The sequence below is a fragment of the Actinomadura sp. NPDC023710 genome (assembly GCF_040639875.1).
In the GTDB taxonomy this organism is placed as follows: Bacteria; Actinomycetota; Actinomycetes; order Streptosporangiales; family Streptosporangiaceae; genus Spirillospora; species Spirillospora citrea.
Window position 1 is genome coordinate 70,653 of sequence record NZ_JBFAGB010000020.1, and the last position, 15,581, is coordinate 86,233.

A 15,581-nucleotide genomic window follows, 5' to 3' on the forward strand; every position below is an offset into this window, starting at 1 on the left:
TCACCGTTCCAGTTGACCCCTCGGGTAATACCCGCGTAAGTTGCGGCGACCGTCGCGTGAGCGGGGCGGTGAGTTGGAGACCGTGGTCGGGGGCGGGTCCCCGGCGTGGGTTGGGTGAAGGATGCGCGTGGCGCAGGCGGCCCCCGCTACGGCGGGTGGCTCGCGGGCGGCACGCCGATGGTAGGAGGCCGAGCCGATCGATGCCGAGCGTCTACTGCACGCAGTGCGGTCACGCCAACCCGGATGATGCCCGCTTCTGCTCGAACTGCGGCACTCCGCTGAGGAGTTCGGCGCCACCGCCTCCCCGGGAGTCGCCGGGCGAGTCCACGTCCACGATCTCCATCGGGGGGTTCGAGGCGCTGGACACCGACGCCGGCGCCGAGGAGCCGGCCGGGCCCGACCAGATGGCGATGGAGGCGCTCCCCCCGGGCACCGCGCTGCTCGTCGTCAAGCGAGGGCCCAACGCCGGCAGCCGTTTCCTGCTCGACAAGGACCGCACGTCCGCCGGACGGCACCCCGAGAGCGACATCTTCCTGGACGACGTCACCGTCTCCCGCCGGCACGCCGAGTTCGCGAGGCAGGGCGGCGCGTTCTCCGTCCGGGACACCGGCAGCCTCAACGGCACCTACGTCAACCGGCAGCGGATCGACCAGGCCGGGCTGTCGGGCGGCGACGAGGTCCAGATCGGCAAGTTCCGGCTGGTGTTCCTGACCAACCCGGCCCACGGCTGACGGAACGCGGCGAGGTCGCGGCGAACGATGGGAGGGCCCTTGAGCGCGGAGCCGGCCCGGTCCCCGATGACGATCGGGGACGTCCTCGGGCTGCTCAGGCCCGAGTTCCCCGACATCACCATCTCCAAGATCCGCTTCCTGGAGTCCGAAGGGCTCGTCGAGCCGGAGCGCAGCCCCTCCGGCTACCGCAAGTTCGGCGAGGCCGACGTCGAGCGCCTGCGGTACGTCCTGACCGCGCAGCGCGACCACTACATGCCGCTGCGCGTCATCAGGCAGCACCTGGAGGCGCGCGACCGCGGGGAGAGCGTCCCGCCGCTCGGTGCGCGCCCCCCGGGCCCGGCCGAGCCGGACCGGCGGCGCCCCCGCACGCTCGTGGCCGCCGACACCACCGCGCCGGACCCCGCCGTGCGGCTCACCCGCCGGCAGCTCCTGGACGGCGCCGGGATCGACGAGGCCCTCCTCGCGCGCCTGGAGGAGTACGGCCTCGTCCGCCGGACCGGGACCCACTACGAGGGCGAGGCGCTGAACATCGCGCGCGTGGCCGCCGCGCTCGGCGAGTTCGGCTTCGAGGTCCGGCATCTGCGCGCCGTCAAGGCCGCCGCCGACCGGCAGGTCGGCCTGATCGAGCAGATGGTCGCGCCGCAGCTGCGCCGCCGCAGCCGCGGCGCGCACGAGCAGGCCGCCGAGACCGCGCGGGAGATCGCCGCGCTGTCGGTCCGGCTGCACGCCGCGCTGGTAGGCGCGGGTCTGCGCGAGAGCCTCGACCACTGATCGCGCGGCCGGTGGAGGATTTTGCCGCCCCCCGTGCGCCGCGAGCTGTCCGAGCCTGGGTGTACGTTGGCTACATGGTTCGGTCAGGAATCGATCCGCTGCACGTGGTGATCGAGACAGCGAGAACCAGCAGGGAGCCGCAGTGAAGCAGATGGAGGTCGTCGGCGTCCGGGTCGAGATGCCCTCCAATCAGCCGATCGTCCTGTTGAAGGAGACGGAGGGCGATCGTTACCTGCCCATCTGGATCGGGGCGGTCGAAGCGACCGCGATCGCCTTCGCCCAGCAGGGGGTGCTGCCGGCCCGGCCCCTCACCCACGACCTGTTCCGCGACGTGCTCGACGCCCTGAGCGTCCAGCTCCGCACGGTCAACATCACCGCGCTGCGCGAAGGGATCTTCTTCGCCGACCTCATCTTCTCCAACGGCGTCGAGGTGAGCGCGCGCCCGTCCGACTCCATCGCCCTCGCCCTGCGCACCGGAGCCACGATCTTCGCCAGCGAGGACGTGCTGGAGGAGGCCGGCGTGGCCATCCCCGACGAGCAGGAGGACGAGGTCGAGAAGTTCCGCGAGTTCCTCGACACGATCACTCCGGAGGACTTCGGCCGCGCCGGTTAGGCCGCCTCGCGCCCGCCCCGGGGGCGGGTGAATCCTGTGGCGTATGTCACTCTGGAGTGCGAGTTCATGCCATGGGGCGATTGGTCGCCCATTGCGCCGGACCTGGCGGTTTTTGCGGGGGAACCATCGGGGTATGGACTGTGCGGGTGGCGAAGGTGCGCAGTTTGCCCACGTGAAGCCGGTTCATCCGGGCATGCGACGCGCCGACGATGAACGTTGACCACACCCTGACCGGCACCTACCGTGCTGGTGGAACACCCGTGGTGTAATTCGTCAAACCCCCTTGACGAACCGCTGCGGGATGATAGAAGCCGGAGGTCCGCGTGGCGGTGAGCAGCGGCGAGGGCAAGGCGACCCCCGACAGGCGCGTGGCGTCCCGCCGTGCCGGAGAGCAGGGCCTGCTCTTCGACACCCAGGTGTCGGCGCCACCGGAGGATGTCGGCTACCGCGGCCCGACGGCGTGCGCCGCGGCGGGCATCACCTACCGGCAACTCGACTACTGGGCCCGCACGAAGCTGGTGGAGCCCAGCGTGCGGTCGGCGCAGGGGTCCGGCAGCCAGCGGCTGTACAGCTTCCGCGACGTCCTGGTCCTGAAGGTCGTCAAGCGGCTCCTGGACACCGGCGTCTCGTTGCAGCAGATACGCACGGCCGTCTCCCATCTGCGCGACCGCGGCGTCCAGGACCTCGCCCAGATCACCCTGATGAGCGACGGCGTCAGCGTCTACGAGTGCACCTCACCCGACGAGGTCGTCGACCTCCTCCAGGGCGGGCAGGGCGTGTTCGGCATCGCGCTCGGACGGGTGTGGCAGGAGGTGGAGGGCAGTCTGGCGGAACTGCCCGCTGAACGCGCCTCCACCGGCGACGATGACCCCGCCGGACACCACCACGACGAACTCGCCGACCGGCGGCGCGCCCGCCGCACCGGCTGAGGCCAGGCCTCAGAGCGCCTCCTTGCGCTGCAGGAGGGCGAACGCCCCCCACCCCGGCAGGACCGGCAGCCACAGCGTCAGGAGCCGGTAGAGCAGCACGGCCGACGTGGCCGTCTCCGCCGTCAGCCCCGAGATCGTCAACGCGAGCGTGAGGGCGCCCTCGACGGCGCCGAGCCCGCCCGGCGTCGGCGCCGCAGACCCGACCGCGTTCGCGGTGAGGAACACCAGCACCACCGTCGTCCACGGCAGCGATCCGCCGAACGCCCGGATCGACGCGTCGAGGCACAGCGTGAACGCCAGCGTCAGCAGCAGGGTGCCGCCCATCCCGGTGGACAGCTTCCGCGGCGACTGCAACACGTCCACCAGGCGCGGCACCACGCCCGAGAACATGGCCCCGAGCCGCGAGGCGACCACCCGCCGCACCCGCGGCACCGTCAGCGCGAGCCCCGCGAGCAGCCCTAGTCCGAGCACCGCGAACACGATCGTCCGGGACGGGGCCAGGTCCTGCGTCGCCTTCGCCGTCGAACCGGTCAGGAACCCGAACAGCACCAGCAGCAGGATGTGGGTGACCATCCCCACGAGCTGGGACGCGCCCACGCTCGCGACGGCGAGGGCGGGCCGGACGCCCGAGCGCTGCAGGTAGCGCGTGTTGACGGCGACGCCGCCCACGGCCGCCGGCGCGACCAGCTTCACGAACGACGCGGCCAGCTGCACCAGGACCGTCCGGCCCAGCGGCAGCCGCTCGGGGACGAACCCCATCAGCATGAACGCGGCGGCGAGGTAGGTGAGCGCCGCCGCCCCCAGTGCCGCCGCGACCCAGTGCCAGCTCGCCGTGGCCGCCAGACGGCCGATGTCCAGGCTCGTCACCTGCGGGATGACGATGTACGCCGCGACCGACAGCGCCACGATGCTGACGATGGTCCGGGGCCGGAACCGCTCCAGCTTGGCCGGGGGCGCCTCCGTCTCCGGCTTCAGTCTGACGATCTGCTCCCGGATGCGGGTGAGCAGGTCCTTGTGACGCCGCAGCGCGGTGCGGGTCGCCCGCGACAGCGCCACCCGCTGGAGCAGCGGTACCGCACCGCCGAGGGCCTCCTCGCCCAGCACCGGCGCCGCCGTCCGCACCGCCCGCTCCGGCCCCGCGCGCAGCGCCAGTGTGGTGAGCAGCTGCGCGAGGTCCAGGCGCAGCGCCAGGTCGCCGGCCGCCGTCTCCCCGGACCGCAGGTCGGTGAGGTAGGCGAGGCCGTCGTCGCCGACCAGCACGGCCTCGTCCTCCAGGCGCCGGTGCGCGAGCCGCCCCGCCTGCAGGGAGCGGAACTGCCGCCACACGTCCGCCAGCAGCTCGTCGGTGATCTCCTCGTCGGGGGCGTCCCCGAACGGCCGCCCCGGGACGTGCTCGTAGGCCAGCAGCGCCGCCTCGGTGCCCACCTCGCACGTGCCGACCAGCCGCGGCGTCCGGGCGCCCGCGGCGTCCACCGCGTACGCCATCAGCGACTCCAGCTCCAGCGAACGGCGCAGCGACCGCAGCGTCCGCCCCGTCGTGGCGCCGCGCAGCCGCAGCCACCGCCACACCCGGTAGAGCAGCCCGGCGGTCTGCTGGTCGCGGTCCAGGACGCGGACCTCCACGTCCCAGTCGCCGTGCGGCCCCCGGCCCGCCGGGAGCCGGGCGCCGTACCCCTCCTGCGGGCAGGAGGCGAGGACGACGCCGTAGCGGCGGGTCTCGTCGGCGTGGTGCGCGCCGTCCAGGCGCGCCCCCCGCAGCGGGTGCAGCCCGAGCCGTTCGAGCGCGGCCACCACGGCCGCGCCGGACGGGCGCGGGTTCGGAGTCCCGACCGCGTAGAGGGTGCCGTGGCCGATGGCGCGGCCCAGCAGGTAGGTGGCCGCCAGCGCGGCGACGGAGGCGTAGGACGCGGTCAGCCCCGTCAGCGCCGCCAGTCCGATCATGGTCCAGGTCGCGGCCTGCCAGCGGGCGCGGCCCGCCATCCCGACCGCGCTGACGAACGCGATCACCGGGGCGATGTCGGTGTGCACCGGCGCGGTCTCGGTGCCGCCCCAGATCAGCGAGTCGAGCACGCCGCCCGGCGCGGCCCGCACCACCAGGTCGTCCAGGCCCACCGTGATGCCGAAAGCGATCATCGCGGCCAGCAGCGCGATCGCGACGCGCATGCCGTCCTTGTGGAACAGCCGCTCGATCCCGAACGCGATCGGCACGGCCAGCACCCCGAAGCTGGACACCAGCGTCGCCAGCGTCAGCAGCAGCCGCGGCGCGTGCGCGGTGCCCTGCGCGATGTCGGTCTGCAGGCCGTGGGTCGTCTGCTGCGCGATCGACACCAGCAGCATCACCGCCGCCAGCCCCACCACGGACGCCGCGAACCGGATGGCGTCGGAGGGCCGGCGGATCCGGTACGGCTGGGCGGGCTCGTCGACGGGCGCGCCGGCGGTCGCACCCTGCGCCGGGCGCACCGCTCCGTCGTGGGTCTGTGTCACGCCGTACCGCCGCCCTGACCATCCGCCATCGTGATCAGCGTCCCAGACCCGGCGGCGCGCCGTCGAGTCGCGGGGCCGCCGCCGGGACGCGCGTCCATCCCGCAGCCTCATCTCCCCGCCCCCGTGCGGCCCGGGACCGTCGAGTCCCAGGTGAGTCAGCACATGATACTCGCCGGTACGGCCTCGCCGCCGGAGGGCGCGGCCCCTTGCGGCGGGCCGGAACGACGTCGCGGACGCGCCTTTGGGTAGGGTTCGACCCAGGACATGCCGTCGACCCTGTGCGGGAGAGACCCCACGCCGCCAGCGTGGGGCGCCGAAGGGGCAACATCCCCGGAACCTCTCAGGCAAAAGGACCGCTCGGGCGAGGCACCTCTGGAAAGCAGCCGTCGGTCCCCGCGCGCGGGGCGGGACGGCTCACCGAAGGGGAAACCCCGCCGCGCGGGTGAAGCTCTCAGGTGCCGATGACAGAGGGGGAGACCCGCCGCCGGCCGGGCGCCGGCGGTGGACCTGAGCGACCGCAGCAGCCAGGAGGCCCTCCATGACCGCCCAGTTCTTCGCCCCTGTGGCCGCGCCGCAGCATCCGCGGTCGGCGTTCGCCGACCGGCACGTGGGCCCCTCACCGGACGACCAGGCGAGGATGCTGGCCGCCATCGGCTACTCCGGCGCCGAGGCGCTGATCGACCAGGCGGTCCCCGCCGCGATCCGCACGTCCCGGCCGCTGGAGCTGCCGCCCGCGCTGAGCGAGACCGCCGCGCTCGACCGGCTCCGCGAGCTGGCGTCCCGCAACACCGTCCTGACGTCCATGATCGGGCTCGGGTACCACGGGACGACCACCCCCGGCGTGATCATGCGGAACGTGCTGGAGAACCCGGGCTGGTACACCGCCTACACGCCCTACCAGCCGGAGATCTCCCAGGGGCGCCTCGAGGCCCTGCTGAACTTCCAGACGATGGTGGGCGACCTGACCGGGCTGCCCGTCGCGAACGCCTCCATGCTGGACGAGGGCACCGCCGCCGCCGAGGCCATGGCCCTCGCGCACCGCGTCTCCAGGCGCAAGGACCCCGGGACGTTCCTCGTCGACGCCGACGCCCTCCCGCAGACGATCGAGGTCGTCCGGACCCGCGCCATCCCGCTCGGCATCGAGATCGTCATCGCCGACCTGTCCCGCGGCCTCCCCGACGGCGACTTCTTCGGCGTGCTGCTGCAGTACCCGGGCGCGTCCGGCGCCGTCCGCGACCTGGAGCCGGTCATCGCCCAGGCCCACGAGCGCGGCGCCAAGGCCGTCGTGGCCGCCGACCTGCTCGCGCTGACGCTGCTGCGCCCGCCCGGCGAGTTCGGCGCCGACATCGCGGTGGGCTCCGCGCAGCGGTTCGGCGTCCCCTACGGGTTCGGCGGCCCGCACGCCGGCTACATGGCGGTCGGCGAGGGCATCCAGCGCCAGCTTCCCGGGCGGCTCGTCGGCGTGTCCGTCGACGCGGACGGCGCCACCGCCTACCGGCTGGCGCTGCAGACCCGCGAGCAGCACATCCGCCGCGAGAAGGCCACCAGCAACATCTGCACCGCCCAGGTCCTGCTCGCCGTGATGGCGAGCATGTACGCGGTCTACCACGGTCCCGAGGGGCTGGCCGCGATCGCGCAGCGGACGCACCGCCGGGCCGCCGAGATCGCCGCGGGGCTGCGCGCCGGCGGCGTCGAGGTCGTGCACGACTCGTTCTTCGACACCGTCCTGGCCCGGGTGCCCGGCCGCGCCGCCGAGGTCGTCGCGGCGGCCCGCGAGCGCGGCGTCAACCTGCGCCCGGACGGGCCCGACCGGGTCGCCATCGCCTGCGACGAGACGACGCTGCCCGCGCACGTCACGGCCGTGCTGGAGGCATTCGGCGCCGCCGCGGCCGGCGAGGTCCCCGAGGTCCCCGAGGCGTTCCCGGACGCCCTGCGCCGCGAGAGCCCCTACCTGACCCACCCCGTCTTCCACGCGCACCGCTCCGAGACCGCGATGCTGCGCTACCTGCGCAGGCTCCAGGACAAGGACATCGCGCTCGACCGCTCCATGATCCCGCTCGGCTCCTGCACGATGAAGCTGAACGCCACCGCCGAGATGGAGCCGATCACCTGGCCGCAGTTCGCCGCCGTCCACCCGTTCGCGCCGCTCGACCAGGCCGCCGGCTACGTCGAGCTGATCGGCGAACTGGAGGGCTTCCTCGCCGAGATCACCGGGTACGCGAAGGTCTCCGTCCAGCCGAACGCCGGCTCCCAGGGCGAGCTGGCCGGCCTGCTCGCCATCCGCGGCTACCACGCCTCCCGCGGCGAGGAGCACCGCGACGTCTGCCTGATCCCGTCCTCGGCGCACGGCACCAACGCCGCGAGCGCCGTCATGGCCGGGATGCGGGTCGTCGTCGTCACGTGCGACGAGGGCGGCAACGTCGACCTCGACGACCTGCGCGCCAAGCTCGGCGAGCACGGCGACCGGCTCGCGGCGATCATGTTGACCTACCCGTCCACGCACGGCGTCTTCGAGGAGACGATCACCGAGGTGTGCGCGGCCGTGCACGAGGCCGGCGGCCAGGTCTACGTCGACGGCGCCAACCTCAACGCGCTCGTCGGCCTGGCCCGCCCCGGCGAGTTCGGCTCGGACGTCTCCCACCTCAACCTGCACAAGACGTTCTGCATCCCGCACGGCGGCGGCGGCCCCGGCGTCGGCCCGATCGGCGTCCGCGAGCACCTGGCCCCGTTCCTGCCCAACCACCCGCTGCGCGAGGAGGCCGGCCCCGGCACCGGCGTCGGCCCCATCTCCGCCGCCCCGTGGGGTTCGGCCGGCATCCTGCCGATCTCCTGGGCCTACATCGCGATGATGGGCCCGGACGGTCTGCGCGCCGCCACCGAGGGCGCCATCATCGGCGCCAACTACCTCGCCGCCCGCCTCGCCCCGCACTACCCGATCCTCTACACCGGCCGCAACGGCCTCGTCGCCCACGAGTGCATCGCCGACCTCCGCAAGATCACCAAGGAGACGGGGATCACCGCCGAGGACGTCGCCAAGCGCCTCATCGACTACGGCTTCCACGCCCCGACCCTGTCGTTCCCCGTCGCCGGCACCCTGATGATCGAGCCGACGGAGTCCGAGGACCTCGCCGAGCTCGACCGGTTCTGCGACGCCATGATCGAGATCCGCCGGGAGATCCAGCGCGTCGCCGACGGCGGCTACGACGCCGAGGACAACCCCTTGAAGAACGCCCCCCACACCGCCGCCTGCCTCGTCTCCGACGACTGGAAGCACGCCTACAGCCGCGAGGAGGCCGCCTACCCCCTCCCGTCCCTGCGGGAGAACAAGTACTGGGCGCCCGTCCGCCGCATCGACCAGGCCTACGGCGACCGCAACCTCGTCTGCTCCTGCCCGCCCCCTGAGGCGTATGAAGATTGAGTTCCTTCTGGGCAGCTGCCCCCAGGCGCCTGCCCAGAAGTAACCCGTGTGATCGCTGGCATCGCTCCGACCCGCTGCGCGATCAGGTTCTCGCTTCGCTCGGACCTGCCTCCGGGCGCGATCGCGGTGGTTCAGGTCGCCGGTGGCCGGGACGGTGGTCGAGCGCCGTCCGCGTCTCGCTGTGGCCTCTGTGCCTCTTGGGACGGTCCGGTCGAACGGATTTGTGATCATGGCGGGGGTTTCGGGGTGTCGGGAGGTGGTCGGAGAGGGCGGATCGCTACGCTCTTTGCGGACCCCGACCCCCAGAGGGCAGAAGAGCGATGATCGAGTCTCCGGACGCGGTATCCGACGACGCGGCGCGACTGTGCGAGGAGGCCCGCGGCCTCGCCGAGAACGGTGAGGCGGAGCGGGCCGCGCTGCTGTTCGAGAGGGTGCTCGCGCTGGGCGACACCCCCTTCCGGGCGCGGGCGGCGCTGGGGCTGGCGGTCGTCCTGGACGACGCCGGGCACGTCGAGCGCGCCCGGGAGGCCGACCGGGCCGCGATCGCCACCGCCGACCCCGAGTACGGGCCGCGCGCCGCCTACCACCTGGCCCTCACCCACGAACGGGCCGGTGAGCACGAGCGGGCGGCGCCCGCCTGGAGGGTCGTGGTCGATTTCGGCAACCCCGCCTACCTGCCGCCCGCCCACCTGGCCCTCGCCCGGATCGCCGACGACGCCGGCGACTTCGACACCGCCCGCGACCACTGGGAGGCGGTGATCGCGACCGGGGACGCCGAGTACGGGCCGCCCGCCGCGCATGACCTGGCCCAGCGGCTGCTGGAGCGCGACGAGCCCGCCCGGGCCCAGCGGGTCCTGACCGCCGGGCTCAAGCTGATCGACCGGGGCACCGCCCCCTACGCCTACGGGCGGCTCGCCGTCGCGCTCGGCATCTCCTACCTCGACCAGGCGATCGGCGCGTTCGGCGCGGCGCTGGGGGAGGAGCCGCCCGACCCGGAGTTCGGGCCGCTGGCCACCGAGCTGCTGGCGCGGACGCTGCCGCTGCGGGGGCGGGGCGCCGAGGCGGGCGAGGTATGGCGGCGGGGGCTCGCCGAGCCCGGCACCGCGGGGCAGGTGCGGGCGCGGCTGCGCCGCGACTTCGGCGACACCGACGACGACGGTGACGGCGACGGCGACCTGTGGTGGGAGCCGGTCGTCGAGCACGCCGTGTCGGACGGGTCGCTCCCCGCCCTCGCCGGCGAGGCGTTCGGCGCCCTCGACCACATGTACGCGCTGCTCGCCGTCCGGTACGCCGAGCGCCGGTCGGGCGACGCCCGCGAGACCCTCGGCAGGGCGGTGCGGGTGCCGAGCGACTACGGGTGGGGGCCGCTGCTGCACGAGAGCTTCGCCGAGCGGTTCCGCCTGGCGACGGGCACGGCCGCCCCGGACTGGACCGAGGGCTAGCCGGCGATGGCGCGCTCGGCGATCACCTTGGTGATGCGGGCGCGGACGAGGTACTCGGTGGGGACGGCGTTGCGCCGCCCGAACTCCTCGGCCCGGTCGGCGCCCATGTAGCGGCCGCCGATGACGGTCGCCCAGCGGAGCACCTCGTCCAGGTCCTCGACGAGGGACGCCTCGGCCTGGATCAGCACGTACGAGAACGGCGGAGTCTGGTCGTCGACGCAGACGGACAGGCGAGGGTCGCGGGCGAGGACGCGGCCCTTGACGCTGTGGCGGCCCGTGTTGAACAGCAGGTCGTCGCCGTCGAGGACGAACCAGATCGGCGTCACGTGCGGCGACCCGTCCTTGCGGGTGACGGCGGCCTTGCCGGTGCGGGTGCCCTCCAGGACGAACGCGCGCCACTCACTGTCGGTCATCGTTTCCATGGGCCCAGTCTGCCGCACGGCTCATCCGCGGCTGCCGCTACCGTGAGTCACATGAAGGTCGCGACGGCGCACGGGCCCGCCGAGATGGTGCTGGACGTGGTCGACGACCCGGCGTTCCTGCTGGTGCTCACGCACGGGTCGAACGGGGGAGTGGAGGCGGCCGACCTGCTGGCGGTGCGGGCGCAGGCGCTGCGGCTCGGCGGCGCCGTCGCCCGGGTGACGCAGCCGTTCCGGCTCGCCGGGCGGCGGGCGCCCGGCCCGGCGGCCAAGCAGGACGAGGCGTGGCTGGAGGTCGTCGCGGTCCTGCGGAAGAGGTTCGGGGACGTCCCGCTGGTGCAGGGCGGCCGCAGCAACGGGGCCCGGGTGGCGTGCCGGACGGCGGCGGCCGCCGGGGCGGCGGGCGTGGTGGCGCTGGCGTTCCCGCTGCACCCGCCGGGCAGGCCGGAGAAGACCCGGGTGGACGAGCTGCGGTCGGCGGGGGTCGAGGTCCTCGTCGTCAACGGCGACCGGGACCCGTTCGGCGTCCCCGACCCGGCGGACGCGGCGCAGGTCACGATCCTGCCGAAGGAGCGGCACGACCTCGGCAAGGACCCCGCGGCGGTCGGCCGGGCGGTGGAGCCGTGGCTGAGACGATGGGCGGCCCGTCCGATGCGGACGGGCCGGGAGTACAGTGGCTCCGGGCCCGGTGCGGGCCCAGAGGCCGGTGGTGGGTGGGCGTGCCCCCGAGGATGATCACCCGTTTGAACTAGTCCCCCGTGGAGACCGCTCAAGCGGCGGACGTGGCCTGCGCGTCCGTCGGCCGGTGCGGCGCGATGACTTCCCCGTCGGGCAGCAGCTCACCGGTGTCCTCAAACAGCACGACCCCGTTGCACAGCAGGCTCCACCCCTGTTCGGGGTGCGAGGCCAGCGTGCGTGCGGCGTCGCGGTCGGGTGCGTTGTGGGAGGGACAAGGCGGCTGGTGCGGGCACATGGCGTGCCTCCGGTCTCAACTACTGGTAGGTCGTGGTGCTTTCCTGTTCTGACGCACCCCAGTGTGGAGTGGTTCGCCCCCACCGGCCATAGCCCGTTGGGACGGTTGTCCCTTGGTACCGGAGTACCGGACGGGTGTGATCCCTCCCACTCCGGGGTGACACGCAGTAGCGTCCCTCCCGCGCGATAACGGACGAAGAACGACACGCCGCCGGAGCCTGAAACCCTTACCATGTTCGGCGGGGGAACGGGCTTTGCAGGGGTTGGGGGAGTGAGGCCGGTGCGGGTCGCGCTGTCCGTCGCGTGCTTCGACGACGTGCTGTTCCCCGGCACCGCGAAGGCCGTGACCGTGCTGCTGGAGCGGCTCGGGCACGAGGTGGCGTTCCCGCCGGGGCAGACCTGCTGCGGCCAGTTCCACTGGACCGCCGGCTACCACCGCGAGGCGGCCGGGCTCGCCCGTTCCCACACCGCCGCGTTCGAGGGCTGCGAGGTCGTGGTGGCGCCGTCCGCGTCGTGCGCCGCGACCGTCCGCGACGACTACCCGAAGATCGCCCGGACGGCCCGCGACCCCGGATTGGCGCGCGCCGCCGAGGCCCTCGCCGTCTACGAGCTGACGGAGTTCCTCGTCGACGTCCTGGGGGTCACCGACGTCGGCGCGTACTTCCCGCACCGGGTCACCTACCACCCGTCCTGCCGGTCCCTGCGCACCCTCGGCGTCGGCGACCGTCCGGTGCGGCTGCTGCGCGCGGTGCGCGGCCTGGACCTGGTGGAGCTGCCGTCCGCCGAGGAGTGCTGCGGGTTCGGCGGCGCGTTCGCGATGAAGAACGCGGACGTGTCGGTCGCGATGGTGGCCGACAAGGTCAGGCACGTCCGCGACACCGGCGCGGACGTGGTCTGCGCGGTCGACGACTCGTGCCTGGCCCACATCGGCGGCGCGCTGTCGCGGCTGCGCGGCGGGGTCCGGACGATGCACCTGGCCGAGATCCTCGCGGAGACGGGGCCGGCGTGACGGCCTCCTCTCCGGGGACGACGCCGTCCTCCTCAGGCAGGAGCGGGCCCGTCCCGGCGCCGAGGCCGAAGTTCGCCGCCGCCGCGCGGCCGGAACTGGCCGACACCCGGATGCGCCGCAACCTCCGCGGCGCGACGGCCGCGCTGCGGGGGCGGGCGGCCGCCGCGGCGGCCGAGACCGCCGACTGGGAGGACCTGCGCGAGGCCGGGCGCGCGATCAAGGACGACGCGCTGCTCGACCTGGACTCCCACCTGGAGGAGCTGGAGCGGGCCGTCACCGAGGCCGGCGGCACCGTGCACTGGGCGGCGGACGCGGCGGAGGCGCGCCGCGTCGTCACCGGCCTGGTCCGCGCGACCGGGGCCAAGGAGGTCGTCAAGGCGGCCTCCGCGACGACGCGGGAGATCGGCCTGAACGACGCGCTGGCCCGCGCGGGCGTGACCGTCCGCGAGACCGGCGTCGCCGAGATGGCCGTGCAGCTCGGCGAGGACGCGCCGTCCCACCTGCTGTCCCCGGCCGCGCACCGTGACCGCGCGGAGATCGCGGAGCTGTTCCGGCGCGCGGTCCCGGCTGCCGGGCCCGGCCTGGCCGACGACCCCGAGGCGCTGGCCGCCGCCGCCCGCGCCCACCTGCGCGACCGGTTCCTGCGCGCCCGCGTCGCGGTCACCGGCGCGAACTTCCTGGTGGCCGAGACCGGCACGCTGGTCCTGCTGGAGTCCGAGGGCAACGCGCGGATGTGCCTGACGCTCCCCGAGACGCTGATCAGCGTCGCCGGTATCGACAAGGTTGTCCCGACATGGGATGACATGGAGGTGTTCCTTCAGCTCCTCCCGCGCTCGTCGACCGGCGACCGGATGACCCCGTACGTCTCGTCGTGGACGGGTGTCACGCCGGGCGACGGGCCGCGCGCCCTCCACCTCGTCCTGCTCGACAACGGCCGCACCCGCGCCCTCGCGGACGAGGTCGGCCGCGCCGCCCTTCGCTGCATCCGCTGCTCGGCCTGCCTGAACGTCTGCCCCGTCTACGAGCGGACGGGCGGGCGCCCCTACGGGCCCGTCCATCCCGGTCCGATCGGCGCGGTGCTCACCCCGCTGACGCGCGGTGTGGAGAGCGCCGCCGACGCCTCGCTGCCCTACGCGTCCACGCTCTGCGGTGCCTGCGCCGACGTCTGCCCGGTAAAGATCGACATTCCGGACATGCTGGTGCACCTGCGGGGGAAGGTGGTGGAGTCGCGCCGGCGGCGTCCCGTCCCGACGCCCGAGATGGCGCTGATGCGCGGCCTCGCCTGGACGATGGGCGACCCGCGCCGCCACGAGGCGGCGGTGCGGCGCGGCGCCAGGTGGGCGCGGCTGCTGTCGCGCGGCGGGCGGATCCGCCGCCTCCCCGGCCTGCTCGGCAAGTGGACCGAGGCCCGCGACCTTCCCGCGCCGCCGCCCGAGAGCTTCCGCGGCTGGTGGGACAGGACGCGGGCATGAGCTCGCGCGAGGAGGTGCTGCGCCGGGTCCGCGAGGCGCTCGCCGGGTCCCGGGGCGCGCGTCCGCCGGTGCCGCGCGGCTACGCCCGGCGGCTGGCCGCGGCCGACGCCGAGACCAGGGCCGACGTCCTCGCGCTGTTCACCGAGCGGGTCGCCGACAACCGCGCGGCGGTCCGGCACGTCGGCGCGGACGAGGCGGGCACGGCCGTGGCGGCCGCGTTGTGGGGGAGGGAGGCCAAGCAGATCGTGGTCCCGGCCGACCTGCCCTTCGGGTGGCTCGCCGAGCTGGACGGCGTGCGGGCGCTGGCCGATGCCCCGGCGGTCGACCTCGACACGCTCGCCGCGGCGGACGGCGTCGTCACCGGCTGCGCGGTGGCCGTCGCGCAGACGGGCACGGTCGTCCTCGACGGCGGCCGGGCGCAGGGGAGGCGGGCGCTCGCCCTCGTCCCGGGCTACCACCTGTGCGTGGTGCACGCCGACCAGATCGTCGGAACGGTCCCGGAGGCGGTCGGGCGGCTCGACCCGGCGCGCCCGCTGACGTGGATCAGCGGGCCGTCCGCCACCTACGGCATCGAGACGACGCGGGTCGAGGGCGCCCACGGCCCCCGGCACCTTGAGATCATCCTCATCGAGGACTGACCGCTCCTAGCGCACGCCGCCGAGGACGACGCCGAGGCCCGCGCGGAAGCGCGCGTCCCAGTCGACCGCGCCGGCCTCGCCGCCCTCGCCGGAGGCGATCCGGGCGGCGGCGCCGTCCTCGGCGGTGCCGCGCACCTCGAGGGCCGCGTGGCCGATCACGTAGCCGAGCAGGGTGTGCGCGGCGACGGCCGCGGCGTCCTCGGCGACGCCGCCGCGGCGCAGCACCTCCCGCAACGACGCGAGGGTGGCGGTGAGCGCGGCCGGGTTGCGGCGCGTGACGACCAGGGGGAGGACGCCCGCGTGGGCCAGCAGGCGTTCGCGGTAGCCGCCCGCCCACGCCCGCAGGACGTCCTGCCAGCGTCCGGAGGCCGACGTGTCGGCCGGGGCCGCCGCGACGTGCGCGACCAGCCCGTCCAGTAGCTGCTCCTTGCCGCGGGGGAGGTGGTGGTAGATCGCCATCGCCTCGACCTCCAGCGCGTCGCCGAGCCGGCGCATGGTGAGCCGGCCGAGTCCCTGGCCGTCCACGATGTGCAGGGCCGCCTCGACGATCCGCTCGGTGGTCAGCGGGGCGCGGTTCTGGGCGTTGATGCTGGGCTGCCTGACCATGAGGAGAGACCTTACTACGTAAAGGGCCGAAGCCGGGTGTCCGCCGCCACAACACGCCGGGAGCCCGCGTACGCTTA

The 15,581-nt window shown here is 74.2% G+C and carries 14 protein-coding genes and 1 riboswitch; of the genes, 10 read left to right on the plus strand and 4 right to left on the minus strand.

The annotated features are described in order from the left end of the window. Positions 1–200 precede the first annotated feature (200 nt). The 4 genes from AB0H37_RS23325 to AB0H37_RS23340 all read left to right on the plus strand — a co-directional run bounded on the left by AB0H37_RS23325 (position 201) and on the right by AB0H37_RS23340 (position 3,044). Entirely contained in the window at positions 201–731 is a 531-nt protein-coding gene (locus AB0H37_RS23325; RefSeq protein WP_179834835.1) for an FHA domain-containing protein, read from the plus strand. Between the two features lie 39 nt (positions 732–770). After that, complete coding sequence (locus AB0H37_RS23330; RefSeq protein WP_360615082.1) at positions 771–1,502, plus strand: MerR family transcriptional regulator; 732 nt, start codon at positions 771–773, stop codon at positions 1,500–1,502. A 142-nt stretch (positions 1,503–1,644) separates the two neighbouring features. Next, positions 1,645–2,115, plus strand: coding sequence for a bifunctional nuclease family protein (locus AB0H37_RS23335; protein WP_179834837.1), 471 nt, complete (start codon positions 1,645–1,647; stop codon positions 2,113–2,115). 323 nt (positions 2,116–2,438) lie between these two features. After that, the gene (locus AB0H37_RS23340) at positions 2,439–3,044 is read left to right on the plus strand and encodes a MerR family transcriptional regulator (RefSeq protein WP_179834838.1); all 606 of its coding nucleotides are present in this window, start codon (positions 2,439–2,441) and stop codon (positions 3,042–3,044) included. Between the two features lie 9 nt (positions 3,045–3,053). On the opposite strand, the gene AB0H37_RS23345 is transcribed toward AB0H37_RS23340, so the two are convergent. After that, positions 3,054–5,528 (minus strand): lysylphosphatidylglycerol synthase transmembrane domain-containing protein, encoded by a 2,475-nt coding sequence (locus AB0H37_RS23345; RefSeq protein WP_179834839.1) that lies wholly within the window; start codon positions 5,526–5,528, stop codon positions 3,054–3,056. A 271-nt stretch (positions 5,529–5,799) separates the two neighbouring features. Beyond that, positions 5,800–5,894, plus strand: a riboswitch (glycine riboswitch). Between the two features lie 172 nt (positions 5,895–6,066). Here AB0H37_RS23345 and gcvP point away from each other — a divergent pair. Both gcvP and AB0H37_RS23355 read left to right on the plus strand, forming a co-directional pair. After that, a complete protein-coding gene (gene gcvP / locus AB0H37_RS23350) occupies positions 6,067–8,946 on the plus strand; it encodes an aminomethyl-transferring glycine dehydrogenase (protein WP_360615085.1) in 2,880 nt (959 codons plus the stop codon). Between the two features lie 320 nt (positions 8,947–9,266). Then, positions 9,267–10,388, plus strand: a complete 1,122-nt coding sequence (locus AB0H37_RS23355) for a tetratricopeptide repeat protein (RefSeq protein ID WP_360615087.1) — start codon at positions 9,267–9,269, stop codon at positions 10,386–10,388. Here AB0H37_RS23355 and AB0H37_RS23360 read toward each other — a convergent pair. Next, entirely contained in the window at positions 10,385–10,810 is a 426-nt protein-coding gene (locus AB0H37_RS23360) for a PPOX class F420-dependent oxidoreductase (protein WP_360615089.1), read from the minus strand. The genes AB0H37_RS23355 and AB0H37_RS23360 overlap by 4 nt on opposite strands. 51 nt (positions 10,811–10,861) lie before the next feature. Here AB0H37_RS23360 and AB0H37_RS23365 point away from each other — a divergent pair, with 51 nt between their 5' ends. After that, positions 10,862–11,542 carry an alpha/beta family hydrolase gene (locus tag AB0H37_RS23365; RefSeq protein WP_329090920.1) on the plus strand — a complete coding sequence of 227 codons (681 nt, stop codon included), beginning with the start codon at positions 10,862–10,864 and terminating at the stop codon, positions 11,540–11,542. A 34-nt stretch (positions 11,543–11,576) separates the two neighbouring features. Here AB0H37_RS23365 and AB0H37_RS23370 read toward each other — a convergent pair whose 3' ends face one another. After that, positions 11,577–11,780, minus strand: a complete 204-nt coding sequence (locus tag AB0H37_RS23370) for a DUF5999 family protein (RefSeq protein ID WP_179834844.1) — start codon at positions 11,778–11,780, stop codon at positions 11,577–11,579. A gap of 279 nt (positions 11,781–12,059) precedes the next feature. Here AB0H37_RS23370 and AB0H37_RS23375 point away from each other — a divergent pair, with 279 nt between their 5' ends. From AB0H37_RS23375 to AB0H37_RS23385, 3 genes are all read left to right on the plus strand, one after another. Further along, on the plus strand, positions 12,060–12,788 hold the full coding sequence (locus tag AB0H37_RS23375) for a (Fe-S)-binding protein (RefSeq protein WP_329090917.1): 729 nt from the start codon (positions 12,060–12,062) through the stop codon (positions 12,786–12,788). Positions 12,789–12,898: 110 nt separating this feature from the next. Next, positions 12,899–14,260, plus strand: a complete 1,362-nt coding sequence (locus tag AB0H37_RS23380; protein WP_360615186.1) for a lactate utilization protein B — start codon at positions 12,899–12,901, stop codon at positions 14,258–14,260. Next, positions 14,257–14,898: an LUD domain-containing protein gene (locus AB0H37_RS23385; protein WP_360615092.1), complete on the plus strand. Its 642-nt coding sequence runs from the start codon at positions 14,257–14,259 to the stop codon at positions 14,896–14,898. Before AB0H37_RS23380 ends, AB0H37_RS23385 begins: the two co-directional genes overlap by 4 nt. A gap of 6 nt (positions 14,899–14,904) precedes the next feature. On the opposite strand, the gene AB0H37_RS23390 is transcribed toward AB0H37_RS23385, so the two are convergent. Then, positions 14,905–15,504 (minus strand): TetR/AcrR family transcriptional regulator C-terminal domain-containing protein, encoded by a 600-nt coding sequence (locus AB0H37_RS23390; protein ID WP_329090915.1) that lies wholly within the window; start codon positions 15,502–15,504, stop codon positions 14,905–14,907. Positions 15,505–15,581: the final 77 nt, after the last annotated feature.

Coding starts and splice junctions, on each gene's coding strand:
- AB0H37_RS23365 (WP_329090920.1), top strand. CDS start 10,862: ATGAAGGTCGCGACGGCGCACGGGCCCGCCGAGATGGTGCTGGACGTG.
- AB0H37_RS23385 (WP_360615092.1), top strand. CDS start 14,257: ATGAGCTCGCGCGAGGAGGTGCTGCGCCGGGTCCGCGAGGCGCTCGCC.
- AB0H37_RS23360 (WP_360615089.1), bottom strand. CDS start 10,810: ATGGAAACGATGACCGACAGTGAGTGGCGCGCGTTCGTCCTGGAGGGC.
- AB0H37_RS23390 (WP_329090915.1), bottom strand. CDS start 15,504: ATGGTCAGGCAGCCCAGCATCAACGCCCAGAACCGCGCCCCGCTGACC.
- AB0H37_RS23355 (WP_360615087.1), top strand. CDS start 9,267: ATGATCGAGTCTCCGGACGCGGTATCCGACGACGCGGCGCGACTGTGC.
- AB0H37_RS23380 (WP_360615186.1), top strand. CDS start 12,899: ATGCGCCGCAACCTCCGCGGCGCGACGGCCGCGCTGCGGGGGCGGGCG.
- gcvP (WP_360615085.1), top strand. CDS start 6,067: ATGACCGCCCAGTTCTTCGCCCCTGTGGCCGCGCCGCAGCATCCGCGG.
- AB0H37_RS23370 (WP_179834844.1), bottom strand. CDS start 11,780: ATGTGCCCGCACCAGCCGCCTTGTCCCTCCCACAACGCACCCGACCGC.
- AB0H37_RS23325 (WP_179834835.1), top strand. CDS start 201: ATGCCGAGCGTCTACTGCACGCAGTGCGGTCACGCCAACCCGGATGAT.